This window comes from Pseudomonas sp. NPDC078700, from assembly GCF_044542375.1.
Taxonomy (GTDB): Bacteria; Pseudomonadota; Gammaproteobacteria; order Pseudomonadales; family Pseudomonadaceae; genus Aquipseudomonas.
The window spans coordinates 530,432-555,246 of sequence record NZ_JBITUI010000001.1; the positions used below are offsets into that span (position 1 = coordinate 530,432).

A 24,815-nucleotide genomic window follows, 5' to 3' on the forward strand; every position below is an offset into this window, starting at 1 on the left:
CGTAGCCTTACAGCTTATTAAACAGATTAAGGCTGCTGATTTTCACGTAGCTTTGCTGCGCTGCATCGAGCACGATCGACTGGAATGAAAGACGCGACAAGGCTTCGGCGTAATCCAGTTCGCGCAGATCCGCCTGTACGCCTTTATTAACCAGCGTGACGTTTTCATTATCGGTCTGGGTCGACTCAATCACGTTAAGGCGCGCACCAATACCGCCACGCGCCTTATCCACAGTACCGATGCTGTTATCCAGGTTAGTCACCGCCAGCGCTATTGCATCACGGACCTGGCGATTGCCTTCCGGTGTATTAGGTGCAGTCTCAAGGGACTGGCGCAGGCTGACAATGGTATTGAGAATCCCAACACTGCTTTGTGGCGGCGATGCTGGGTTGGCGTCTGGGCCTTCAATGGTGAAGCTTGAAGACGCCGGCGGCGTACCGTTGACGAAAAAAGTCGCGCCGGAAAAATGAATCTGAGTGTCGTTTTCATCGTCCAAACGCCCGTTGGTTGTCGTACCTGGCGCAGGTAATGTGGTGATGGTGTAGTTAAGCGGGTCGGTGGCATCAAAATCGAGTTGAATGCCTCCCGCCGGAAAATTGGCAAAGGCAACATCATCTTCAACCAACAAACCGCTGACACTATTGGCCGGTGCTGGCGGCGCAGAGTTATCCGTCAAACTCAAACGGCCAGCATTGACCACATCCTGAAACACCGCTTTGCCACTGTCGCTAATCGGTAACTCCAGAGAGCTGGCGATCTGCAATTTACGTTGGCCATCATCACCTGTGTAGGAATAGCTGCCATCTGGGTTTTGCACAAAGGGTTGCGACTTGCCCTGAAAACCGGAAAACAGGTATTCGCCGCGGGCGTTGCGTGAATTCATCAGGCCCAGCAGTTCATCTTCGCGCTCACCCAGTTCGGCTGAAATTGATTGGCGGTCTTGCTGACTCAGAGTACCGTTACCCGCTGAAAGCGAAAGCTCGCGCACCCGTTGCAAGATGGTGTTGACCGAATTAAGCGTGCTCTCTTCCTGATTCAGGCTGTTTTTGGCCGCCGTGAGGTTGGAGCCATACTGATTGAGCACATTTTGTTGCTGCTCAAGTTGCAGCAAGCGCACCGAGGCAACCGGGTCATCGGCTGGCGACAGAATACGATTGCCGGTGCTGATCTGTTCCTGGGTGCGGGTCACATCCGAATAGTTGCGCTGCAGCCCGGACACGCCATTGTTAAATGCTTGAATGGTGGAAATACGCATGCCTGGGCCTCATTAAACGATTGGCTGTTCGCAAATCAAATGGCTCAGGCTGTTAGTAGCGCTGAGCCCACACCGAATTATCTAAACGCGCCGATTAAGGTATCGAACAAAGAGCGCGCAACTTGAATCACTTGTGCAGAGGCGTTGTAGTACTGCTCGAATTTGATCAAGTTGGCCGCCTCCTCATCCAGACTCACACCCGACAATGAATCGCGGCTATCCGTCGCTTGCTTAAGGATGGAGGTGGTGGCGTCGCTGTCCTGCCGAGCCTGTGCCGTCAAAGTGCCCACACGCTCGACCAGATCGCCATAGCCATCGGTAAAGTTCAGCCCGGTAGATCCCGTTACGCTTGGGTCGATACCGATGGTTTGCTGGTTCTGCAGATCCACCAGCTTGAGCGCATTACGGTTATCCGAAACACCCCCGGTGTTGAAATCAATGCTGAAGGTATCGCCATTTTCCGGACGACCGCTGACGCTGAAGGTCACGACATTGCCGCCGCCCATGTCCAGCTCGTAGGTGTTCTTTTGCCCCGGCACAAAAGCGCCGCCGCCAACCAGGCTCAAGCCTGGAACCGGTGTACCCGGCGGGCTTTCAAAACCACCAGCGCCGTCGTAGGTCAGCCCCACTGGCAAGGCTGCTTTAATCGCGGCTAAATCGATTGGGCTGGACCCGGATGCGGTTAAATCGGGCTGTGAAATCGTGCCTGTGCCACGGTTGCTACCGGTGATATTACCGTTAGCATCCAGCGCGCCATTTACTGCGCGGACCGGGGCGGCAAAGCCAAGCTGATCAGCCTGATCAAGCACAGTAGAAATAGAGGTCGCGCCACGCCGTGTTGGCTGCAACTGAAAGCTATCGCCAGCAGCAGGTGCCGGTGTGCCCACAACAATCTGAAAGCCTTGATCGCGACCGCCGCTGTCGTTAAAGCTCAAGGTGCCACTGCCTGGCGGGTTTTCTGTCACCGTCATGCTTTGGTTGTCACTCAAGCGTCTGGCGGTGTAGTTAGTGCCATCGAAATCCAAGCGGTAATCGCTGGTGGTCAAAATCGAGGTGTCAGTGATATTCAGCAACGGCTGAGCGTTAGAACTGTTAGTCGAATAACTTTTAACCCGCAGCGCCGCCAACTCAGGTGCGTTGAAATCACCAAATAAGGCCGACCCTACCTGCCCCTTGAGATCAACCCCCTCGCCCAGTTGTGTGTTGATCTGGTCGCTCACCGACAGTGCCAGTCGGCCCAGGGAGTTAAGCGTCGGATCAAGGGTTTCAGAGCGGTAACGAATCAAACCGCCCAGCTCGCCACCGCTCAGTTGTGTGGTGATGCCCTGGCGGGACGCGCCACTGACAAACTCGATCTCAACCCTGTTCGGATCCCCCTTACCCGCAACCGCTTCCAGCCGACCGGCAGTATTACCAACAACCAGCGGTTGACCGCTGCCGACGAAGACGTTCAGCGAGTTGTCATCTTGCGCGACCACGTTGACACCGACAAAAGTCGAAAGCTGGCGCACGGCTTCTTCGCGTGCATCGAGCAGGTCATTAGGTGCCTGCCCAGTGGCTGATGCCTTGGCAATCGCATCATTCAAGCTGGCGATAGAGCCAGCCAAGCGGTTGACCTGATCGGTTACCGCTGACATCTGCTTATTAATGAAGGTGTTTTGCTCATCAATCCGGTCATAGACCGTATTGAAACGTCGGCTCAGGCCTTCCGCCTGGGACAACACCAACTGCCGTGCAGGCCCATTGGATGGATCTTCTGCAGCGGTTTGCAGTGACGAGAAAAAATCCTGCAACGATGGCGTGATACCGGTGGTGGAACCTGCCAACAGCGAATCAAGTTGCTCAATCTGACTTTTATAGGCCTCAACATCACTGCTCAGCGAAGTACTGGTGCGCACTTGTGTGGTGAGAAACTCACTGTATGTGCGGCGTATATCAACCAGTGTGGTGCCAGAACCAATGAAACCGGCACCGCTGAATTGCGGCACACGGGTGCCTTGCACCGCATCCTGACGCGAGTAGCCCGGCGTGTTGACGTTGGTGATGTTGTGCCCGGTCACCGACAACTGGGTCTTGTTTGACGACAGCCCAGACAAGCCAATATTGAGTAAGTCAGCCATTATTCAGCTCATCCACGAGTTGGCGTCGTATCGACGGCGGCGACAGTTTGATAGATCGACATCTTCCGGGCGATCTGGGAAATTTTGCGGGCGTACTGCGGGTCAGTGGCGTAGCCGGCTTTCTGCAATTCCTTTACGAACTGCTCTGGATTTTCAGTGCTGCCCAATGCCTTGTCGTATCGGCCATTGTTTTGCAGGAAACTGACGTAATCCTCAAAGCTCTGGGCGAACGAATCGTAGGAGCGGAACGAGGCCGCTTCTTTCACAGCCTTGCCGCCTTTGTATTCAGTGGTCAGCACTTGGGCCGACTCACCGCCCCAGGAGTTATGGCTTTTGATACCAAACAGGTTATGGCTGACGGTGCCATCCTGCTGACGAATAATCGACTTGCCCCATCCGGTTTCCAGCGCGGCTTGTGCCACCAAATAGCGCGCCTCAACACCGATTTTCGCGGCGGCTTTTTCAGCCATCGGCAACATGGTCGCAATAAAGTCTGCAGGTGAGGTGAATGCCGAGGTGCCCTTCCCGGTTTTTGAGGTCAAACGGCTACCGGTAATAGCATCGCTGCCGTTGATGCTTAAGCCTTTGTCCGCCGGGGCTGCATGAGCAATTGCCGGAATCCAGTCATTATTGGCCAGGGCCTGCACGGCGGCGGTATCGGTGGTAGGGGTAATGCCTGCGAGCAGACGATCAGCCAACTTGCCAGGCAGTGAAAGGCGACGCTTGTTGATTAAGCTGGAGTCGTCACGGCTGCTATCAACCTGAGCCACAGGTTTAGCTGAAACAGCCCCGGTAGCGGCAACAGCGCTAGGCGCGGCCGTGTGGCTGGCGCTGGTCAGGCTGTTATCGGGTTGAGCGAACGGGTTAGGCCGGTCGCTGTGGCTTTTCATCTTGCTCATCTGGCGCGCCAAAACATCAGCCAGACCAATGCCATTTTTGTTGTTGGACATGGTCACAGCCAATTGCTGGTCATACATGCCCTGATAGGTCTTACCTTCTTCGCTGTTCATGAAATTGCCTTCGCTAAAACCTTCGTTAGCGGAGCGCATAGCCTTGAGCATTTCATTGAGAAACAGTGACTCGAACTCTTTGGCGACTTTGCCAATGTTAGCTTCGCTGTCGCCACCGACTTTATATTTACTCAGCCGATTAAGGTCAGTTGCAACGCCAGTATCCAGTGAAGTGGTGCCAGCGCTGGCGAGTCCTGCAGTGAGTCGAGAGTCCATCGATCCGTCCCTTAAATAACGATCAAGTCAGCCTGCAAAGCGCCAGCTTGTTTCAGCGCTTCGAGGATGGCCATAAGGTCGGAAGGCGCAGCGCCAACCTGGTTAACCGCACGGACGATTTCATCCAGCGTGGTGCCTGGGCCAAAGCGGAACATCGGCTTGGCCTCTTGTGTTGCATCCACGCGTGAGCGTGGTACCACAGCCGTTTGACCGCCGGACAAAGCACCCGGCTGGCTGACGATTGGGTCTTCAGTAATGGTCACCGTCAGGCTGCCGTGGGTCACTGCAGCTGGCTGCACGCGCACGTTTTGGCCTATGACGATGGTGCCGGTGCGTGAGTTGATAATCACTTTGGCCACCGCTTGACCGGCTTGCACTTCAAGGTTCTCAAGGATCGATAAGTAATCAACCCGCTGGTTAGGGTCCAGCGGCGCACTGACGCGTACCGAGCCGGCGTCGATGGCCTGAGCCACACCCGGGCCAAGCAGCTCGTTGATTTGATCAACAATGTGCTTGGCAGTGGTGAAGTCTGGACGATTGAGGTTAAGGGTCAGGCTGTTGCCTTGATCAAAACCGCTTGGCACCGAACGTTCAACAGTGGCACCTGAGGGAATACGCCCAGCCGAAGGAATATTAACGGTGATACGCGAGCCGTCACCGCCTTCAGCATCAAAGCCGCCCACTACCAAGTTACCTTGAGCGATGGCGTAGACGTTGCCGTCGATACCTTTAAGCGGTGCCATCAACAGACTGCCGCCGCGCAGGCTCTTGGCGTTACCAATGGAGGAGACGGTGATATCAATGGTCTGGCCTGGCTTGGCAAACGCCGGCAAATCGGCGTGGATCGAAACAGCCGCGACGTTCTTAAGCTGGACGTTGCCGCCCACCGGCACTTTGATGCCGAACTGGGCAAGCATGTTGTTAAAGGTCTGCACCGTGAATGGGGTTTGCGTGGTTTGGTCGCCGCTGCCGTTCAAACCCACGACCAAGCCATAACCGATCAGTTGGTTACTCCGCACACCCTGGATACTCGCCAAGTCTTTAAGACGCTCAGCCTGCGCTGCTGCACTTAACAGCAGCACGGCGAACATCATCAGGTATTTGCTTAGACGCATGCTTGCAGCCCTCAAAACGGGAACAGTGGGCTAAGGAAGAAGCGATCAAACCAACCTGGCTGACTGGCATCGGCAAAAGCTCCCGTACCTGAGTAAGTAATGCGGGCGTCGGCAATACGGGTCGAAGACACGGTATTGTCAGTGGCCACATCATCGGCACGCACCAGGCCCGCAATACGCACCAGCTCATCACCAGTGTTGAGCGTCATCCACTTTTCACCGCGTACTGAAAGAATGCCGTTAGGCAGGACTTCCGCCACTGTCACAGTGACCGAGCCGGTCAAGCTGTTTCCTTGTGCAGCCTTGCTGTCACCCTGGGTGTCGCGGTTGCCACTGTAGGAAGCGTCAAGCGACAAATTTCCGCCAGAAAACGGGCTATCAGCGGTTACCCCACCACCAAAGAGCGAAGTCAAACCAAGGCTGGTTTTGCTGTCTTTGGAGATCTGCGAACCAGCGTTTTTACTCGCCTGGGTCTTCTCATTGAGGGTGATAGTGATGATGTCACCGACCCGATAGGCCTTGCGATCAGTAAACAGGTTGTTATCAAAACCGGTTTGATAGATGGAACCGTTGTTTTGCGCAGCCGGCAGCGGTGTACGCGGCAGCACTGGCGAGTAGTAAGGATCATTCGGCTTGGCCACAGGCGCAACGCAACCACTTAACAGCGCAGTGCCCAACAGTAAAGAAACAATAACTAGCCGATTCATAGATCCACCCTCGCGGTGTAACAGTTAACGCAAAGGCCCGCTCAACGCGTGGCCAAAACCATCAAAGATTCTGAGTAATAAAGGACAACATCTGGTCAGCAGTTGAGATCACTTTTGAGTTCATCTCATAGGCGCGTTGGGTGGTGATCATGTTCACCAACTCTTCAACCACGCTGACGTTCGAGTTTTCCAAGGTGTTTTGCAACGTGGTCCCCAGGCCATTCAAACCCGGAGTACCGACTTGTGGCGCGCCGCTGGAAGCGGTTTCGAGAAACAGGTTGCTGCCTATGGCTTCCAGACCAGCCGGGTTAATAAAGTCAGCGGTTTGCAAGTTGCCGATCACCTGTGGCTGAGCATTACCAGCGGTGGTAACCGAGACCGTACCGTCCTCACCCACAGTGAAGGTTTTAACCTCGTTAGGCAGCACGATTGCGGGCTCCAGGGGAAAGCCATTGGAGGTCACCACCTGGCCGTCGGAGTCGAGGTGAAAGCTACCGTCACGGGTATATGAAACAGTGCCGTCCGGCATCAACACTTGAAAGAAACCACGACCGTTAACAGCCAAATCGAGGGGCTGCTCGGTGGTCTGCAAGCTACCTGCGGTGAAGATTTTCTGGGTGCCGACAATGCGCACACCGGTACCGAGCTGCAAACCCGAAGGCAATTCACTGTCTTGGCTCGACTGGCCGCCAGGCTGACGACGGATCTGATACAGCAGATCCTCAAATTCAGCGCGATCGCGTTTGAAGCCAGTGGTCGAAACGTTGGCCAAGTTGTTGGAAATAGTGGTCAGGTTCATGTCCTGAGCGGACAAACCGGTTTTGCTGACCCACAGTGCCGGAAGCATATTTGTTCTCCTCGGGTGACATTTTCACGTCGCCGCGTGCTGATAATTAGCTAAGTTGCAAAACCCGCGCCATGGCCGACGAATTGTCTTCGGCAGTACGCATCATCTTTACTTGCAGCTCGAATTGACGGGACAACGACATGATCGCGGTCATCTCTTCCACTGCGTTGACGTTGCTTGACTCGAGAAAGCCTGAGGTCAGTCGCACGGTCGCATCTGCCTGCACAGGCTGGCCGCCTTTGAGGCGCATCATGCCGTCGGCACCCTTTTCCAGCTGCTTAGGATCGGGGTTAACCAGTTTCAGTCGGTCAACTTCTGCCAGCACATTGGGTGCCTCACCCAGCGCACGAATACTGATGGTGCCGTCCTGACCGATATCGATGCCCTGCTCTGGCGGCACGGCAACTGGCCCGGCATTGCCCATAACCGGCAAACCATTGCCAGTGCGCAATACCCCCAAGGCGTCAACATTCAAACTGGCAGTGCGTACATAGGCTTCGCTGCCATCTGGCGCTTGCACGGCAAGCCAGCCTTCACCACCGATTGCGACGTCAAGATCACGCCCGGTTTCCTGCAGTGAGCCCGGAGTAAAGTCAGTACCTGGGCGCTCACTCATCGCATAAACACGTGACGGGTAGACTTCACCGAATGAGGAAATTGCCCGCGCCTGTTCAAAATCACGACGGAAGCCGCTGGTTGAAATATTCGCCAAGTTGTTGGCATGCGCGCGCTGAGCCAGTGTGTTGTTCTGGGCCCCAGTCATGGCGACGTAAAGCATTTTATCCATGGTAACTCTCCGAGATAGGCGTGCCGCCTTGTGCTCTATACAGGCAATACTGCAAAGCCTGTGCCAGCCTCGAAATTAACAATTAAACCATTGATAAATATAGACTTTATATAAAACAAAAGCTCCCAAAGGAGCTTTTTAGTACAACGATCGGTGAGATGCGGTCGGCCAGACTTTGCCGCGAGCGGCAAAGTCTGGTCAGCGCATTAAATCAACGCAGGTTGATAATGGTCTGGGTCACCGCACTTTCAGTTTCGATGGTTTTCGCATTCGCCTGATAGTTGCGCTGCGCCACAATCAGGTTGACCAGTTGATCCGACAGCTCAACGTTGGAATCTTCCAGAGCACCGGATTGCAACGCACCCAAAGTACCGCTGTTTGGCGCACCAATAACCGGCTCACCTGACTCGAACGACTGCACCCAAGCGGTCTTACCAACCGGGGTCAGGCCTTGCATGTTGGCAAAGTTCGCCAGCACCACCTGCCCTTGCACTTTCGACTGGCCATTGGTGTAGCGGGCAAAAATCACCCCGGTATCATCAATTTCAAGGCCTGCCAGTTCACCGGTGGTGTAGCCGTTTTGGTCAACACTGTTGACCGCAAACAGGCTCGAATACTGGGTCGTGCCGCGGAAGTCAAAATTGACCCCCGTCGCGTTCGCGGTAGCACCATTACCACTCCAAACGGCTGGCGTACCACCATCAGAAGCGGCCGGCACCCAGTTAGTCATATTCAAGGTGCCGTTTGCAGCGACGGTAAAATCTGTCGAAGTCAGCGCTGCAGTGTCCAATTGGCCGGCGGCATTGAATGTCAGGTCAGCCGAATAGGGCGTGGTCGAAGTTGGCGTCCCTGGGTTGCGTCCATCAACCAGTACATTCATTTGCCAGTTGTTAGCACCGGTTTTGATGAAGTATTGCGTGAACGCATGGGAGTTGCCCTGCGAGTCGAAGATATTCACCGAGGTCGAGGAGTTAAACGAGGTTGGATCATTCGGGTCGAACGGCGTTGTCGTCGGGACTTCATTCGTCGAGTTAAGGTTGAACGGCTGGGTAATGGTGCCTGTCGGCTTTGGTGCCTGGCTGGCGCTCTCAACCTTTAGGTCAGAGATAACACCGTTTTGCAGGTTACCATTACCATCCACCGCATAACCTTGCAGCTTGTAGCCAAAGTTATTGACGATATTACCGGCGCGGTCGGTGCCGAAATAACCGGCGCGGGTATAGCTGATATCACCATTATTACTGGTGCGGAAGAAGCCATTACCGTTAATCGCCAAATCCAGCGAGTTCTGCGTGTAATTAACGTTACCCTGGTTAAACAGTTGCGACACGTCACTGAGCAGTGCCCCGCTGCCCTGGGCATTTTTGCCGGAGCCAAGCACAGAAGCAGCATACACATCAGCAAACTCGGCGCGCGACTGCTTGAAGCCAGCCGTGCCTGCGTTGGCGATGTTATTACCGGTAACGTTGAGATCGCTGGTCGCTGCGCGCAGACCGCTAAGCCCGATATTGAACGCCATGGAATACTCCTTTGCCGGAACAGCCGGCCATTAAATCGTGTTGATTACTGACCGATTACCTGAACCTGCGAGAGCGGCACACTGCCCAGCCCGGCCAAATTCAGCATGAGTTCGCTGCCGCCCAAAGTGACACTGTCAACGTTGGCTGGAAGCATGGTGTACAGACCTTTGGTTTCACCGGCATAGGTCGCTTCCGCCTCAAAGGTGTAAGTGCCTGGCGCCATCACATTGCCGCTTGAGTCCTTGCCATCCCAGATAAAGCTGACATTGCCGGCTTCCTGCTCACCCAGGTTGACGCGGCTCACCACTGAACCGGCGCTGTCCTTAACGTTGACGTAGACGTTGCTACTGCTGGTCGGCAGCACCAGGCTGGCTTTAAAGCTTTCGCTGGTATCAACCACCGCGCTGTCGGTCGGCACAATCACTTTGCGCCCAACCAGGGACGAGGCTTGCAAGGCTTGAGAAGACTGATAACCCGACAGCAAGGTATCGACGCTACCGTTCAACTGCTGAATCCCTTCTACTTGGCTGAACTGCGCCAACTGGGCGATGAACTCACCATTACCCTGAGGTTCAAGGGGGTTCTGGTTGTTCAATTGGGCAACCAACAGATTCAAGAACTCGTCTTTACCAAGCTCTTTGTCTGTACCGGTACTGGACGATTTAATCTGCAGTTGATCAAGGACCGAACTGCCAACGCCACTGGTGCTATCGACGCTCATTTAGCGTTCCTCATTGATGGCTTACTGACCCAGGGTCAGCACCTTCTGCAACATTTGTTTAGCGGTATTCATCATTTCAACGTTGGTCTGGAAAGCCCGGCTGGCGGAGATCATGTCAGCCATTTCCTCAACCACGTTGACGTTGGGGTAATACACGTAGCCATTCTCGTCAGCTGCCGGGTGGTTAGGCTCATAACGCGGCATCAACGAACTTTGATCTTCAACAATGCCCAGCACCTGAACACCACTGCCTGCTGCATCCTGCTCCGCGAACAGTGAGCCGCTATCATCACCTTGCGCCTGCTGAAACATGGTGGCGAACACTGGGTGGCGAGCGCGGTAGGTCTGGTCAATGTTCGACGACACCGACTCGGCGTTGGCGATGTTGCTGGAAATGGTATTGAGGCGCGTGCTTTGCGCGCTCATGCCGGTCCCGGCAATATTGAATACACTGGCTAGTGACATGGCATCAGTCTCCGTTAGTCGCCGCGCAGGGCGCTGACCAGCCCTTTGAATTTGCTATTGAGTAAGGTAAAGCTGGTCTGGAATTCGATAGCGTTTTGCGCGTAGTTCGACTGTTCCAGCTGGGTGTCGACGGTGTTTTGATCCAGCGAAGGGCTCATCGGCGTGCGGTACTTGAGCTCAGCTTCGGCGGTGGCCATACCCTCAGCACTGATGTGGTGTGAGTTAGTACGGTTCAACGCAAAAGTACCGCCTTGAGTCTTGGCATTTTGCTCAGCCAGCACAGAGGCAAAATCCAGGTCACGCGCCTTGTAGTTAGGCGTGTCTGCGTTCGCCATGTTATTGGCCAACACTTCGGCACGCTGGGAACGAAAGCCCAGTGCCTGCTGGTGAATGCCAAGTGCGCTTGCGAAGCTGATACTCATGGTTTGTGCCCTTGCCGTTTGCCGAAGCCGTTTTCTGTGCAAGGAACAAAGCAAACCCTGTGCCAATAATTTTAAGCCTTTAAATACAACAGCTTACGAATAAATAGAGTGACCACCGAGGCTAAAGCGGCAATGAATTTCCGCTTGCGGCAAAGCCTTTACCCACTAACCCGCTAGCGTATTGCCGCTCAGAACGCATTTGATGTCGGTGGCCGAACCACCACAGGCAAGGAGCGCAACGTCATTTCAACGGCTGAATTTACTCGGGGTACTGGCCGTCCAGTGGCGCGAACAGAACGCCGCGCCGAAAGGATTGTTGAGCGCGGGCTGTATCAGCTAAAAAACTTGCGCATGGAGCGAGACAGCCAGCCAGCCGGCTGTTTGTCTTGGGTGATTCGATTCATATTGTCGATTACAACCTTGGCATAGGCAGCATCGTCATTGCGGATATGGTTGAACAGCCAGCGCGACAACAGATTGATCAGCTCAACTGTTATGTCCTCACCTGCCTTAAAGCGCATGTTGTACTCATTGACCTTGCCAATAAACACTTCATGCACGCGCTTGTGCGGACGAGTGAAGCTGTAGCCCGACTCCTCCAACAGCGACTCTTCAAAAGCAAAGTGTGAAAGCGTGTAATCGACCAGATCGTTGAGTACATCCCCCACTTCACTGCGACTATGCCCCGCTTGCTGCGCCACAATCAGCACGTTGATCATCTCGACAATCCGCCGATGCTGATTGTCGATCACCTCTATTCCGGTATTCAGGTCGTTCTGCCAAACAAGCAATTCCATTACCCAGTCCTTAACCCTGTCGAGCTCGACGCGTTCGAGCACTGGGCGACTTTATCGACAGCAGATACAACTGGAACTGACATGAATCAAGCCATCTGCCATTACCGTTACAGGGTAAGCAGATGTTGTGATGAGGTGGGCAACAACGCTTCACTATCAAAAATATAACAGCAGACACTTGGCCTGCTGTTAGGGGTTACTTGACCTTATAAATGATGCCCGGACTGCACTGAACCATCTGATACAAATCAGGCAGCGCATTGAGCGCCTCGGAAGCACCCAGGAACAAATAGCCCCCCGGTTTTATGGTCGCGTGGATGCGGGTAAGAATATCTTTCTTAACCTCTGCCGAAAAATAGATCAGCACGTTGCGGCAGAACACCACATCGAACTTCCCCAGGCTGGCGTAACTTTCCAGCAAGTTAAGCGGACGAAATTCGACACGGCTTTTGATCGGTGCCTTGACCACCCAACGCCCCGGAGTCTTGGGCTCAAAATAGCGCTGCAAACGCTCTTGAGAGAGACCACGACCAATCGCCAGACTGTCGTACTCACCTGACTTGCAGTTGGCCAGCATGGTTGGCGACAGGTCGGTGGCAACGATTTGAGCACCGCCGCGCAACTGTCCAATATTGCTCTTCTCGAACTCATCAATGGTCATCGACAGCGAATAGGGTTCTTGCCCCGACGAACAGGCGGCCGACCATATACGCAAACGCTGGCCCGCGTTAGCCTTGAGCAACTCAGGCAGCACGCGCTTTTTCATCACCTCAAAGGGATAGGTATCACGAAACCACAAGGTTTCGTTGGTGGTCATGGCATCTACCACTTGCTCACGCAAACCACTACGCGGCATGGCTTGCATACGCTGGACCAGCTCGCCAAGGCTTTTGATACTGTTCTGCTCCATCAGCTTATTGAGCCGACTGGAAACCAGATACTGCTTATTAGTGCCGAGCAAGATTCCACAGGCTTTTTCGAGGAAGCTCCTGAATTGTTCGAAGTCCAAATTTCCTGACGTCACTCGCATTGCCCCGCAAAATAATAGTATTGATCTATGCGACCCCCACCCAGTAAACAAGTTTAGGCGGGCTTCTGATGCATCATCACACTGTAAAGACACAGTTAACTCTGTGACAGCCTTGCCGCTTGTCGCAGCTTACTCGCCGCGATCAACCTGATTGATGCGTTCAACCACTCTTGAGGCTAAATCATCCGGCCGAAACTTGGCGAGAAAATCATCGGCACCCACTTTCTTGACCATGGCCTGATTGAACACACCTGAGAGTGAGGTGTGCAACAACAAGTGCACCCCCTCCATCCGTGCATCACTGCGTATAGCCGTGGTCAGGGTATAACCATCCATTTCTGGCATTTCAATGTCAGAAATAATCATCAGCAACTCATCCGCTGGGCGTCGCCCTTCATCAGCCATCTTACGCAGATATTCCAGCGCCTGACGGCCATCATTGAGCGCTGTAACCTCCACACCAACGGTTTGCAAACAACGCGACACCTGCTTACGCGCCACCGATGAGTCATCAACTATTAGCACATGCTGTTTAACCGCCTTAACATGGGTCGCGGCATCCACGACCCCTTCTGAAATCGCTTCTGACGTAGGTGAAACTTCTGCCAGTACCTTTTCAACATCGATGATTTCAACCATCTGTTGATCAAGATGGGTCACCGCAGTCAGATAATGGCTACGCCCTGTGCCCTTAGGTGGCGGCAGGATCTCTTCCCAATTCATATTAACGATGCGCTCAACTGCACTCACCAAAAAACCCTGAGTCTTGGTGTTGTACTCAGTGATGATCACAAAACTGCTGTTCAAATCAGCCAGCGGCTTGCGGCCTGTCGCTAATGACAAATCAATGATCGGGATTGTCCCGCCTCGGATATTGGCCACCCCGCGCACCACCGAGCTGGATTTTGGCATGACTGTCAGGCGTGGGCACTGCAGCACCTCTTTCACCTTAAATACGTTAATCCCATACAGCTGTTTGCCGTCAAGGCGGAACAACAGTAGTTCTAAACGATTTTGTCCGACTAACTGGGTGCGTTGATTCACCGAGTCCATGACACCAGCCATGCCATTCTCCTTATTCTATGCGCCCGTACGACTGAGATTAGCAGGCGGCACGGGCCTTGCACGCTAATACATATGATTGCAGTTACGACGTTATATCGACATATTTGGGCAAAAAGCCATCATCTCATGCTGGCTTTACTTATACCCGCATCCATTGGCTTGAGCTCAACAGCTGCGGCAAACTCAACCCTGCCTGACCAGCTTATCGGCGCGGCCCAGACATTTCTTGAGGCCACTGTCGCTGACTATTTACAACGCAGTGATATCACTGGCCGACATGAGATTGAAATCAACCGCCTTGACCCGCGCTTGCGCCTGCCTCTGTGCGACAAGGATTTGACGACGACCCTGGAAAGCCCGGCCGAACCTATTGGCCGTGTCACGCTGCGGGTTCGTTGTGACGGCTCCTCACCTTGGACCATTTTTGTACCGGCGCAGGTGCGGCTCTATCGTGAGGTGGTCACCGCGACTCGCCCACTCAAGCGCGCCAGCGTAATCAGCGAGTTCGACGTAACCTTGGCGGAACGCGATGTCGGGCTGCTAAATCATGGTTATCTGACATCAGTGGCTCAGGCAATCGGCAAAAAACTGACGCGCCCGGTGCGCCCAGATCAGGAACTGACTCCGGTATATGTCGAACAAGCAGAAGTAATTCGCCGTGGCGATCAAGTTGTGATCAGCGCTAAAACCGGCACAATTAATGTCAAAATGCCCGGCGAAGCCCTGTCCGACGGGGCACTGGGCAGACAAATCAATGTTCGTAACCAGCGTTCACAGCGCATTATCAAGGCGCGTGTAACCGGACCTGGGCAAGTTGAAGTGGCGATGTAGGCACGAATCTTGATTGTTATAGCGCAGGCGTTTTCTTACACTGTGCTATACGTGCTAAGAGGTGCAGAACTTATTTCAGTGCTCGACGCTCAAACGACTGGCCCGGTTAAATCAGCGATATCAATTTAACCGGCCTGCTCAGCGATGAGTCAGCAACCTAAAGTTTTTTCTGTACCGCACTAAAGTTTTGCTACGCACGGCCGACAGACAGGTAAGCGTCCAAACAAATCAGAGGTTTACGATCATGGTCATCGACTTCAATCGACTAAGCAACGCACCCACCCCGGCCAACTCCGGGCGGACCAGCGGTGCTCGCAGCTCAGGCGCGGATGAAAAACCATCCAATCCGGCAGGCGTGAGCAATACCCCTGCTGAGTCGAGCAAAAGTGGTGAACCCGTGCACCTTAGCCAAGAGGCTCAGCAATTGCAGAGCATCGGCGACAAACTTAACGAGCTGCCAACCGTGGATAAAGAACGCGTTGCTCAAATCAAGCAGGCCATTGCTGACGGCACCTATAAAGTTGATGCCCAGCGTACGGCCAGCAAGCTGCTCAACTTCGAGTCCCAGCGCTAAGCCTAACGCCTGTTTTGTCAGGCTTTAGTTGCGGCGCTGGAATGTTGGACGCCTAACTTCCAAGAGCCTACGATGCAAGACTCATCAATGCTTCAGCTGTTCAACGACGATATCGGCATCAGTGAGCAATTGCTTGAACTGATTGACAGCGAACATCAAGCGTTGGGCGAGCGAGACCTCGACAGCCTGCAGCGCATTCTCAGCGCGAAGCAACCGCTGCTTAGCCAACTCGGACAGCATGCCCAGCAGCGCGCACAAATGCTGCAAGGCCTCGGGCTAACGGCTGACCTTGAAGGTTTGCAGGCACTGGCCGCAAGCAGTCCTGTTGGTACAGAGCTGCTCGAACAGAGCCACAAACTGAGCCAGCAGCTTGAGCACTGCCAGAGCGGCAACCTGCGTAATGGTCGCTTAATCCGCTCGAACCAGACCTCGACCCACAGCATGCTCAGCATACTCAACGGCAATGACACGCCGAGCCTCTACGACAGTAGCGGCAGCGCTTCGCGCGGGCTAAACCAGCGCCCTCTGAGCCAAGCTTAAATTCTCTTCAACCCGTGCACACACAATGTCATTTTGACATTATGCTAGCGCCACAAAAATTAGTTTGGATTTGGAGTAAACAGGACTGTGTCCAGCCCTTTTGCCGAGGAAGACGGCCCACAACCGCCGAAAGTGCTCAAAGCACCCATGGAAATCACCGCCACATTGCGTCAACTCGAACAGAACCATGATCCGTTGGTGATTAGTTTCCACGAAAGAAACCAACGCTTTCAAAGTTACCTGATTGAAGTTGATCTAGACAAAGGCCGGCTGATTTTTGACGAGTTAGTGCCCAATGATGGCGAGCGCTTCCTGAAAAGCGCTGAGCCTTTCAGTGTTGAGTCATCGCGCGATGGCGTGCGCGTTGCGTGGCAGTGCAATGAGTCTGCGCAAATTAGCGAACACAAAGGGTTGCGCTGCTATTTCTGCGCACTTCCTACAGAAGTCCACTACCACCAGCGCCGCAGTGCCTTCCGTGCCGTATTGAAGCTGAGCGAACTGGTGGCAATCACCCTGAAAGGCGAGAAGCTGGCTACCCCCCTGAGCGGCCAGTTGCTGGATATATCCGCTACAGGCTGCAAACTGCGCATCGCCGGGGATGTCAGCCAGATCCTGAAACCAGGCTTGGTCTACGAGGAGATGATTGCTCAACTGCCGTTTGGTGCCATGACTGCGCCAGTTGAATTACGCCACGCGCACTATAACGACAAGCTCGACATCACCATGCTCGGCGTTCGTTTCTATCGCATGAGTGGACTGGTTCAGCGTCAGGTCGAGCGTTTTGTCTATCAGTTGCAGCGCGAAGCCAAACGCCTCGAAAGCGACACCTTCCTCTAAAAGCAGAGGTCTAGGCGTCTGCTGCAACAGGCGCTTAACCTACCTCGATACCCAGAGAAGCCAAACGCTGCAAATCTTCAGGGCGATCCACGTCCCAAAGCACCGGCAATAATTTATAACGCCAGTCCAGCTCAGCTAAACGCGCCAATGTCAGGCGCAGTACTTCTGCCGTGCCCCACGCGATATTGCTGAACAAGCGTGAACTATTCTGCCGCAAGCCCAGCAGTACATAACCGCCATCTTCCGCCGGGCCAAGCACTGCAGGCGCATCAACCAGTGCTGCACGCGCCTGCGCCAGGTATTCGGCATTGATTGCCGGGCAATCATTACCTATCAACATTACCGCATCGCTTTCAACTAACCCCAATGCGGTAATGCAGCGCATGCGTTCACCAAGATCACCTGCTGGCTGTTCAACGACTGTCCAGCCGTGCTGTTCAGCCAGTGCCTGCAATTTAGTGTCTGGGCCATCATCCAACCATAAAAAGCGTTGAGAAAACCCGTCAGCACAAAGGCTCAAAGCACGCTCGACCAAGCGTCGCTGTAGATCGCACGCACCATCGGCACCCAGTGCCGGTATCAACCTAGTTTTAACCTGGCCTGGGCGCGGTGCACGCGCCAGCATATGTAAGGAAACCGATAAACTCATAGGGGTGGCCCTCGACGATACTCGCGTGCCAATGACTCAGGACTCGCGCCTAAATAATACGCAAGCCGCAAACGCCACATTAATACAACTGTGCGCAAGACTCCATTTTGCTCCCAACGCCGACTTGATGTCTGCAACGCCGGACGCAGGCACCAGGGCCGAGCCAGTAACTTAAGTCGACTGCAAAGCTCAACGTCCTCCATCAACGCAATACTGGCGTAGCCACCCTGAGACTCAAAGATCTTGCGGGCAACAAAGATACCTTGATCCCCTGTGGCAATGGCAGTCACCCGCGAACGCAGGTTTATCATTGCGCTGATCAAGCGCAGCATCATCCCCTGCCCCGATAAGCGCACATCGAAGCGCCCCCAAAGCGGTTGCTCGAGCAAGGTGTCTAATAAACGTTGAATTGACTGTGCATCAATGCGCGTATCGGCATGCACGAACCACAGGTATTCACCATGGGCCGCCGCAGCCCCGGTGTTCATCTGCAACGCCCGCCCCGGTTTGCTCGATAGCAATTGATCGACGGATGCTGCGCCGACTTCGCGAGTGGCGTCTTCACTTGCACCGTCGACCAAGATTATCTCAGCGCCTGCCATGCGCAATGCGCTCAAGTCTTGCAGCAACAATGGCAATGCCTGCGCCTCATTACGCGCAGGAATGATGACGCTCAGTAACGGCCTCACGCACTGCCATCCTTGGTGTTCGGCGAGTCAGCGTGGTCAGGTTCATTCGGCGCAGGCTCTTGGCGCTCAGGAACAGCGAGGTCTGTCGCAGCCAATTCAACGCCATCGGTGTACACCGCAGTGTCCAGATCGGCGTCAGCTGCTACCGCCGCCGCAGCGACCGCTGAAGCCGTCACCACAGCAGCAGCAATGGTCGCCAACTCAGCCTCTGCTGCACTGCTGTCAGCCATAGCCGCGGCTTGCTCGTCCTCACAATCTTCTTCGTGGTCATCACACATGTGTTCTTGCACATATTGCTCGTCGTTACGAGGGTCAAGAGCAGCAACCAGCGGTGAACTGGCCATGCCTTCAGGCATCGCAATATGATGCAGCGGTGCCTCGTCAACCTGATGCACATGGGTGACTTTGGCCGTGCGCACAAAGCTAACCAGTACCAAACCACTTAATGCAGTAAATGCATAAAGCATATTGGCACCGAGAAAACGCATTAGAAAACCAACCAACATAGGCCCGATTGCAGCCCCCACGCCAAACACCACTAACAACATGACCGTCAGCGATACCCGACGCTCACTCTCAACGTGGTCATTGGCAAATGCCACCGCCAGAGGATAAAGACAGAACAACATAATGCTGACGGCGAATCCGCAAATGAATAGCAGCTCAACCGGTGCCGCTTGCAAGATGGCCAACGGCAGTGCCATCAGGCTCAACAATCCGGCGACACCACGAATTAGTTTGACCCGGTCAGCGCGGTCAGATAACCAACCTAGCGGCACCTGCGCCAACAAGCCGGCGAGGATGCAACAGCCCATGAACAAGCCGACCTGCTCGGTGCTTAAGCCCATACGCGAAGCGTACAAGGGGCCCAAGCCATAAAAAGAACCAATCAACAAACCCGCCACACCGATGGTCAGCAATGACAGTGGCACACGCTTGAGGAAGAAACGCATCTCTAACGGTGCAGGATGCAGCGGTGCCGGGTGAAGTTTGTGAGTCAGCGCAACAGGCACCAGACACAAGGCAAAGCACAAGGCGACCATCATCAACAGTTCGACGCTAAGCTCCGGGTGCACCACCAGCACCAGCTGGCCGAGAATCAAGCCAAGATATGAAGCGCCCATGTAACCCGCAAACACCTTGCCACGCTGACTCGGCCCGGCCTGCTCATTCAGCCAGCTCTCGATCACCATGTACTGGCACATCATGCATAAGCCGACGACCAAACGCAGCACCAGCCAGACCGGCAGCAAAGCAGTCATGCCATGACCCAGCACTGCCGCGGTGACGATACCGGCACAGGCCACATAAGCGCGAATATGCCCGACCCGAGCAATCAGGCGGTGCCCCAGCTTGCCACCGAGCACCAAGCCCAGATAGTTCGCGGTCATCAAGGCCCCCACCCAAAGACCGTCGGCGGTCTCAGCAAGGCGCAAACCGAGGTAGGTACTTAGCAAGCCCGAACCGAGCAGCATTAATAAGGTGGCAAAATACAGCGAACTAAATGACTTGAGGATCATCGTCATGGGCAGTGCAACTCTCCTGGAACATCTCGGCGACCCAAACGATCGGCGTAACAATCCAAAATAAAATGTCGCCGCTCTTTTGTTAGGCGACGATCAGGCTAGACCAATACATACCCATACCGGCAAACACAGTTGCCAAGTCAGGTTCATGCAAAATGTTAGACGCACCAAGTAGGTGCCAAGTAACGATCAGAGCCGGCACATGCCAGCAATCTGACGTTTAGAGAGCTCACTGCAACAAATGTTGCATGAGAGGATGAGTCTTTATTGTTAAAACTCCAGCATAGGCTGGAGTTTTAAGCGCTGCCAATGATATCGGCAGCGCGAGCGAGGCAAGTGTATTACGGCCTAGGCATGGGCCGCCAGAACACGTCGCTCCCAAGGTGTAATTTCATCAAAGAAACTGGTCAGCTCCATTGATTTGGTGGCGATGTACCCTTCAACAAATTCTGCACCAAACAACTCAACTGCCACCGAACTGGCGCGCAATTTTTCGATGGCTGCATGCATGGTGCACGGCAGGGTCAGTTCTTGTGGCACATCAAAGTCACCCTGAATTGGCTCACTGGGCTGCAACTCATGCTCAATGCCGTACAAGCCTGCCGCCAAGCTGGCTGCCAATGCCAAATATGGGTTGGCATCAGCGCCCGGCAAACGGTTCTCCACACGTCGCGCCACTGGCGAGCTCGCAGGAATGCGCAAGCCTGCCGCACGGTTATCTTCCGACCAACAGGCATTGTTGGGCGAAGCATAGGGGTGACAAAGGCGCTGATAGGAGTTGACGTGTGGAGCGAACAACAACGTGAAATCCGCCAACAGCGCCTGCTGACCGCCGATAAAGTTGTAGAAGGCCGGTGTTGCCTGATCATCTGCCGCGGTAAAGATGTTCTTGCCGCTGCCCTGCTCAATCACACTCTGATGAATATGCATTGAGCTGCCAGGTGTATGCGCCAGGGGCTTGGCCATGCACACGACGGTCAAACCATGCTTGAGCGCAACCTCTTTAAGCATATGCTTGAACATAAAAGTCTGGTCCGCCAGCAACAAAGGGTCACCATGCAGCAGGTTGATTTCAAACTGACTGACACCCATTTCATGCATAAAGGTATCGCGCGGCAAGCCTAGCGCCTCCATGCACTCATAGACCTCACTGAAAAACGGCCGCAAACCGTTATTTGAACTGACACTGAATGCCGAGCAACCGTCCTCACGACGACCATCCAGACCAACCGGAGGCTTAAAGGCCTGCATTGGATCGTTATTAGGTGAGAACACGAAGAATTCAAGTTCAGTTGCGACGATAGGCTGCCAACCGTGCTCGGCATAGCGAGCGATCACCTTCTTGAGCAAACCTCGCGTTGAAAGACCTGAGCTTTGCCCATCAAACTCATCAGCATCACAAATAGCCAGCGCACGCGGTGTCTCACTCCAAGGCAAGCGATGGATCTGTGTTGGCTCCGCAACCAGCGCAAGGTCGCTGTCATCGCTGCCGTAATACTTCGCCTCCGGGTAGCCGCCCATCATGCATTGCAGCAGTACTCCACGCGCCAGTTGCAGGCGACGTCCCTCAAGAAAGCCAGCTGCGGTCATCACTTTGCCACGCGGCACACCATTGAGATCTGGGGTTACACACTCAATTGCATCAACCCCGTGAAGTAGCTCTTGCAGCTCTGGACGGCTTGTACTGCTCATCTTGCGTTCCTTGTTATTGACATTGACCGTCTGCGACGGCTAGGCGCACAAAATAAGCATCACATGTTCGAAATATCAAGCACTGGAATGAGGCAATTGCTCTATATATTTAGATAGCTTGCTATTACATCGATTAAATTGATTTTATAGATTCAAGCTAACACCCCCATAGAAAGCTCAATAAATGCCGCTAAAAATGTAAAAATAATAATAAATATCAACTACTTAGATTAACTATTAAGCACGTCGATATTTACCATTCACCAAGTCAACTTTTTAATCGATTTTTTGTGAGTAACATGGAACCCATACCCACTTACTGCACTTCCAAGGAGCAACACATGAAAAAGCAAATACTCGCCAGCCTGATCCTGGTTACCTTGTCCGCTAGCGCTTTCGCGCTTCCAGAAACCGCTCAACAGTCAATCAACATCACCCCAATCGCAGCTGACGGTGCTGACCGCACTGGCGCTAATCGCGTTGCTGAAGATGGCTTTGATCGCACCAGCATCAACTGTGTAGCTGAAGACGGTTTTGATCGCACCAACGTCAACCGCGTAGCTGAAGACGGCTTTGATCGCACCAACGTCAACCGCGTAGCTGAAGACGGCTTTGATCGCACCAACGTTAACCGCGTAGCTGAAGATGGCTTTGATCGCACTAACGTTAACCGCGTAGCTGAAGACGGCTTTGATCGCACCAACGTCAACCGCGTAGCTGAAGACGGTTTTGATCGCACCAACGTCAACCGCGTAGCTGAAGACGGCTTTGATCGCACTAACGTCAATCGCGTAGCTGAAGACGGCTTTGATCGCACCAACGTTAACCGCGTAGCTGAAGACGGTTCTGACAACACTGCAATCGGTCGTATCAGCTAACACCGCAGCAACGCCCCAAAATCAAAAGGCGCCTATAGAGGCGCCTTTGTATTTTCAGCAGAGCTACTTAATGTTCTAAACGCTCCAGCCGTTGTTCAAGCTCCGCAATTTTTAACTCAAGCGCTTGCAAGCGCTCCTCATTGTGCTCCTTCACCGCACTTCTACTTTCATGCCCTGAAGCACTCGCCTCGATAGAGGCCTGCAAAAGCGCAGGATCGCCCAGCAAATGCATATAGCGATCTTCACGCTGGCCAGCCTGCTTAGGTACATGGCACACCAACTGCCGACCGATTAACCGCTCAAGGTTGTACTGCACCTGCTCGGTATCATCAAAAGCATGCAGGCGTAGACTGCGCGTTAGCAGCTCATTAATGGTTTGCGGCCCTCTGAGCATCAACAACGTTATCAAGGCTAATTGTGGCGCGACCAACTCAAGGGTCTTGTCAGCACGTTGCTCCCAGCGATCGGCACGACTCCCCATCACCAAGCGCGCCAGCTGATGCGACTCCAAACTGCGCAACGCCTGGCCTGCTTCGCCCTGCGTCATATTCATCAAAGGCTCACGGTTGGTTTTCTGGTTGCACGCCAGTAACAATGCGTTCTGGGTCAGCGGGTAAACTTCGGGCGTTGTCGCTTGCTTCTCAACCAAACACCCCAGCACACGCAATTCATTGGCGGTCAATTGCAGGCCAGCCTGCTCATTGCTCTCAGTCCCAAGCACTTCATCATTCATAACGACGACTCTCAAACCGGTGATTACCCAGCCTAACCCGAGGCGAAGCAGGCGACCATCAAGTTCTGCATGGGCGACCCTTTATCTGCCCAAAATGATCAGGCAAACGCCCTTTGACCAAGGTGTGCTAGAGTCCGCCGCTGATTTTTAAGGCTCAGACTGTTTATTTTACCTAAGCAGCCGCTGACCGATTCGCTAGACGCTGCCGCTCTAAACCTATCGAAACACAACAGAGGCCTCTAAAAGGCCCGTTTCAAGCTACCCGCAATAGGTTTAAGGCGCGCAGCTCACTCGCAGACAATACGAGACGCATGCTATGACTGATGTCCAACACAACCCTTTGCTACGCCTGCTTAACCGCACCAGCCTGGTTAGCCAAATCATTATTGGCCTGATTGCTGGTATTGCCTTAGCGTTCTTTCTGCCTGACCTTGCCTTGAAAGTCGGGTTACTTGGCAATGTATTTGTATCCGCATTAAAAGCTGTAGCACCGGTACTGGTGTTTATTCTGGTCGCGGCTTCTATCGCCAACCATCAGCACGGCCAACAAACACATATCCGGCCGATTCTATTCCTCTACCTCTTGGGCACTTTTACTGCAGCCGTTATTGCTGTAATCGCCAGTTTTGCCTTCCCCTCAAGCCTGACATTGGTAAGCAACAGCGCTGAGTTGTCACCACCAGGCGGCATCAGTGAAGTGCTCACGACACTGCTGATGAATATTGTCGATAACCCGGTCAATGCACTGCTCAAGGGTAACTTCATTGGCATTCTGGCTTGGGCAATCGGCTTGGGCTTTGCTTTCCGCCACGCCGCCCCTGGCAGCAAGCAGGTTCTCAGCGATCTGTCTAACGCGGTAACCAGCATTGTGAAAATGGTTATCCGCCTGGCACCACTAGGTATCTTCGGCCTCGTCGCAGCAACCCTTGCTGAAACCGGCATGAGTGCATTGCTCGACTATCTGCACCTATTAATGGTGCTGGTTGGCTGCATGCTGTTCGTAGCCCTGGTGATCAACCCTGCCATCGTCTTCTGGAAGATTCGCCGCAACCCTTACCCGCTGGTCTTCACGTGCCTGCGTGAAAGTGGCATTACTGCGTTTTTTACCCGCAGCTCGGCGGCCAACATCCCAGTCAACCTGCAGCTATGCCAACGCCTTGGCCTGCATGAAGAAACCTATTCGGTATCTATCCCGCTGGGCGCGACCATTAACATGGCCGGGGCTGCCATCACCATTACCGTGCTGACGCTTGCCGCTGTCAATACCCTGGGAATACCGGTTGATATGCCAACGGCGATCCTGTTAAGCCTGCTCGCCTCGATCAGCGCCTGTGGCGCCTCGGGTGTCGCCGGTGGCTCGCTACTGTTGATCCCACTGGCATGCAGCCTGTTTGGCATTCCAAACGATGTAGCAATGCAAGTTGTAGCGGTTGGCTTCATCATCGGCATTGTTCAGGACTCTGCCGAAACCGCACTCAACTCTTCAACCGATGCGCTGTTCACTGCAGCAGCCTGCATAGGTCGGAAGCGCAAAGCGGCTTAAATGCTGGCGAAACGAAAAAAGGCTTACGCATTGCGTAAGCCTTTTTAATTTGGCGTCCCCTACTGGAGTCGAACCAGTATCTAGCCCTTAGGAGGGGCTTGTTCTATCCATTAAACTAAGGAGACAGCTGGAACCAACACCCATCGGACTTGCTGATGGGTTACGGGTAACCGGCCGGCATCTTACCCAGCCTCGCTGGATTTGTCATGCGCAAGCAGTGCCTGCATGAGCTTTTCAAGCGCCCTA

General features: G+C 53.9%; 25 protein-coding genes and 1 tRNA gene. 6 read left to right on the forward strand and 20 right to left on the reverse strand.

Annotated elements, in window-relative coordinates:
* Positions 1-7: 7 nt before the first annotated feature.
* The 14 genes from flgL to ACIGCM_RS02590 form a co-directional block, all read right to left on the reverse strand.
* Positions 8-1,255 (reverse strand): flagellar hook-associated protein FlgL, encoded by a 1,248-nt coding sequence (flgL, locus tag ACIGCM_RS02525; protein WP_397500447.1) that lies wholly within the window; start codon positions 1,253-1,255, stop codon positions 8-10.
* A 77-nt stretch (positions 1,256-1,332) separates the two neighbouring features.
* Positions 1,333-3,375, reverse strand: a complete 2,043-nt coding sequence (gene flgK, locus ACIGCM_RS02530; RefSeq protein WP_397500448.1) for a flagellar hook-associated protein FlgK — start codon at positions 3,373-3,375, stop codon at positions 1,333-1,335.
* An 8-nt stretch (positions 3,376-3,383) separates the two neighbouring features.
* Positions 3,384-4,601 (reverse strand): flagellar assembly peptidoglycan hydrolase FlgJ, encoded by a 1,218-nt coding sequence (gene flgJ, locus ACIGCM_RS02535; protein WP_397500449.1) that lies wholly within the window; start codon positions 4,599-4,601, stop codon positions 3,384-3,386.
* Between the two features lie 11 nt (positions 4,602-4,612).
* Positions 4,613-5,716 carry a flagellar basal body P-ring protein FlgI gene (locus ACIGCM_RS02540; protein ID WP_397500450.1) on the reverse strand — a complete coding sequence of 368 codons (1,104 nt, stop codon included), beginning with the start codon at positions 5,714-5,716 and terminating at the stop codon, positions 4,613-4,615.
* Between the two features lie 11 nt (positions 5,717-5,727).
* On the reverse strand, positions 5,728-6,423 hold the full coding sequence (gene flgH, locus ACIGCM_RS02545) for a flagellar basal body L-ring protein FlgH (protein WP_397500451.1): 696 nt from the start codon (positions 6,421-6,423) through the stop codon (positions 5,728-5,730).
* A gap of 61 nt (positions 6,424-6,484) precedes the next feature.
* Positions 6,485-7,270: a flagellar basal-body rod protein FlgG gene (flgG, locus tag ACIGCM_RS02550; protein WP_397500452.1), complete on the reverse strand. Its 786-nt coding sequence runs from the start codon at positions 7,268-7,270 to the stop codon at positions 6,485-6,487.
* Positions 7,271-7,316: 46 nt separating this feature from the next.
* Positions 7,317-8,057 carry a flagellar basal body rod protein FlgF gene (locus ACIGCM_RS02555; protein ID WP_397500453.1) on the reverse strand — a complete coding sequence of 247 codons (741 nt, stop codon included), beginning with the start codon at positions 8,055-8,057 and terminating at the stop codon, positions 7,317-7,319.
* A 211-nt stretch (positions 8,058-8,268) separates the two neighbouring features.
* Positions 8,269-9,576 (reverse strand): flagellar hook protein FlgE, encoded by a 1,308-nt coding sequence (gene flgE, locus ACIGCM_RS02560; RefSeq protein ID WP_397500454.1) that lies wholly within the window; start codon positions 9,574-9,576, stop codon positions 8,269-8,271.
* A 44-nt stretch (positions 9,577-9,620) separates the two neighbouring features.
* Complete coding sequence (flgD, locus tag ACIGCM_RS02565; protein ID WP_397500455.1) at positions 9,621-10,298, reverse strand: flagellar hook assembly protein FlgD; 678 nt, start codon at positions 10,296-10,298, stop codon at positions 9,621-9,623.
* Positions 10,299-10,319: 21 nt separating this feature from the next.
* Positions 10,320-10,763 carry a flagellar basal body rod protein FlgC gene (gene flgC / locus ACIGCM_RS02570; protein ID WP_397500456.1) on the reverse strand — a complete coding sequence of 148 codons (444 nt, stop codon included), beginning with the start codon at positions 10,761-10,763 and terminating at the stop codon, positions 10,320-10,322.
* Between the two features lie 14 nt (positions 10,764-10,777).
* Positions 10,778-11,185 (reverse strand): flagellar basal body rod protein FlgB, encoded by a 408-nt coding sequence (flgB, locus tag ACIGCM_RS02575; protein WP_397500457.1) that lies wholly within the window; start codon positions 11,183-11,185, stop codon positions 10,778-10,780.
* Between the two features lie 332 nt (positions 11,186-11,517).
* Positions 11,518-11,982 (reverse strand): bacteriohemerythrin, encoded by a 465-nt coding sequence (locus tag ACIGCM_RS02580; protein ID WP_397500458.1) that lies wholly within the window; start codon positions 11,980-11,982, stop codon positions 11,518-11,520.
* A gap of 196 nt (positions 11,983-12,178) precedes the next feature.
* Positions 12,179-13,012 carry a protein-glutamate O-methyltransferase CheR gene (gene cheR, locus ACIGCM_RS02585; protein WP_397500459.1) on the reverse strand — a complete coding sequence of 278 codons (834 nt, stop codon included), beginning with the start codon at positions 13,010-13,012 and terminating at the stop codon, positions 12,179-12,181.
* 129 nt (positions 13,013-13,141) lie between these two features.
* Positions 13,142-14,077 (reverse strand): chemotaxis protein CheV, encoded by a 936-nt coding sequence (locus ACIGCM_RS02590; RefSeq protein ID WP_397500460.1) that lies wholly within the window; start codon positions 14,075-14,077, stop codon positions 13,142-13,144.
* 126 nt (positions 14,078-14,203) lie between these two features.
* Between ACIGCM_RS02590 and flgA the strand changes: the two genes are divergently transcribed.
* From flgA to ACIGCM_RS02610, 4 genes are all read left to right on the forward strand, one after another.
* The gene (gene flgA / locus ACIGCM_RS02595) at positions 14,204-14,908 is read left to right on the forward strand and encodes a flagellar basal body P-ring formation chaperone FlgA (RefSeq protein ID WP_397500461.1); all 705 of its coding nucleotides are present in this window, start codon (positions 14,204-14,206) and stop codon (positions 14,906-14,908) included.
* A 244-nt stretch (positions 14,909-15,152) separates the two neighbouring features.
* Positions 15,153-15,482: a flagellar biosynthesis anti-sigma factor FlgM gene (flgM, locus tag ACIGCM_RS02600; RefSeq protein WP_397500462.1), complete on the forward strand. Its 330-nt coding sequence runs from the start codon at positions 15,153-15,155 to the stop codon at positions 15,480-15,482.
* Positions 15,483-15,554: 72 nt separating this feature from the next.
* Positions 15,555-16,022, forward strand: coding sequence for a flagella synthesis protein FlgN (locus ACIGCM_RS02605; protein WP_397500463.1), 468 nt, complete (start codon positions 15,555-15,557; stop codon positions 16,020-16,022).
* Between the two features lie 87 nt (positions 16,023-16,109).
* Positions 16,110-16,859 (forward strand): flagellar brake protein, encoded by a 750-nt coding sequence (locus tag ACIGCM_RS02610; protein ID WP_397500464.1) that lies wholly within the window; start codon positions 16,110-16,112, stop codon positions 16,857-16,859.
* 34 nt (positions 16,860-16,893) lie between these two features.
* On the opposite strand, the gene ACIGCM_RS02615 is transcribed toward ACIGCM_RS02610, so the two are convergent.
* From ACIGCM_RS02615 to ACIGCM_RS02630, 4 genes are all read right to left on the reverse strand, one after another.
* Complete coding sequence (locus ACIGCM_RS02615; protein ID WP_397500465.1) at positions 16,894-17,508, reverse strand: TIGR04282 family arsenosugar biosynthesis glycosyltransferase; 615 nt, start codon at positions 17,506-17,508, stop codon at positions 16,894-16,896.
* Positions 17,505-18,197 carry a TIGR04283 family arsenosugar biosynthesis glycosyltransferase gene (locus ACIGCM_RS02620; protein WP_397500466.1) on the reverse strand — a complete coding sequence of 231 codons (693 nt, stop codon included), beginning with the start codon at positions 18,195-18,197 and terminating at the stop codon, positions 17,505-17,507. The genes ACIGCM_RS02615 and ACIGCM_RS02620 overlap by 4 nt, the downstream gene beginning before the upstream one ends.
* Positions 18,194-19,723 (reverse strand): MFS transporter, encoded by a 1,530-nt coding sequence (locus ACIGCM_RS02625; protein WP_397500467.1) that lies wholly within the window; start codon positions 19,721-19,723, stop codon positions 18,194-18,196. Before ACIGCM_RS02625 ends, ACIGCM_RS02620 begins: the two co-directional genes overlap by 4 nt.
* A gap of 348 nt (positions 19,724-20,071) precedes the next feature.
* The gene (locus tag ACIGCM_RS02630; protein WP_397501100.1) at positions 20,072-21,313 is read right to left on the reverse strand and encodes a glutamine synthetase family protein; all 1,242 of its coding nucleotides are present in this window, start codon (positions 21,311-21,313) and stop codon (positions 20,072-20,074) included.
* A gap of 443 nt (positions 21,314-21,756) precedes the next feature.
* On the opposite strand from ACIGCM_RS02630, the gene ACIGCM_RS02635 reads away from it, so the two are divergent.
* Positions 21,757-22,293 (forward strand): phage infection protein, encoded by a 537-nt coding sequence (locus tag ACIGCM_RS02635; RefSeq protein ID WP_397500468.1) that lies wholly within the window; start codon positions 21,757-21,759, stop codon positions 22,291-22,293.
* Positions 22,294-22,360: 67 nt separating this feature from the next.
* Here the strand turns inward: ACIGCM_RS02635 and ACIGCM_RS02640 are convergent, their stop codons facing one another.
* Positions 22,361-23,026 carry a YceH family protein gene (locus tag ACIGCM_RS02640; protein WP_397500469.1) on the reverse strand — a complete coding sequence of 222 codons (666 nt, stop codon included), beginning with the start codon at positions 23,024-23,026 and terminating at the stop codon, positions 22,361-22,363.
* A gap of 316 nt (positions 23,027-23,342) precedes the next feature.
* Here ACIGCM_RS02640 and sstT point away from each other — a divergent pair, with 316 nt between their 5' ends.
* A complete protein-coding gene (sstT, locus tag ACIGCM_RS02645) occupies positions 23,343-24,569 on the forward strand; it encodes a serine/threonine transporter SstT (protein ID WP_397500470.1) in 1,227 nt (408 codons plus the stop codon).
* Between the two features lie 50 nt (positions 24,570-24,619).
* Here the strand turns inward: sstT and ACIGCM_RS02650 are convergent.
* A tRNA-Arg gene (locus ACIGCM_RS02650) sits at positions 24,620-24,694 on the reverse strand.
* Positions 24,695-24,815: the final 121 nt, after the last annotated feature.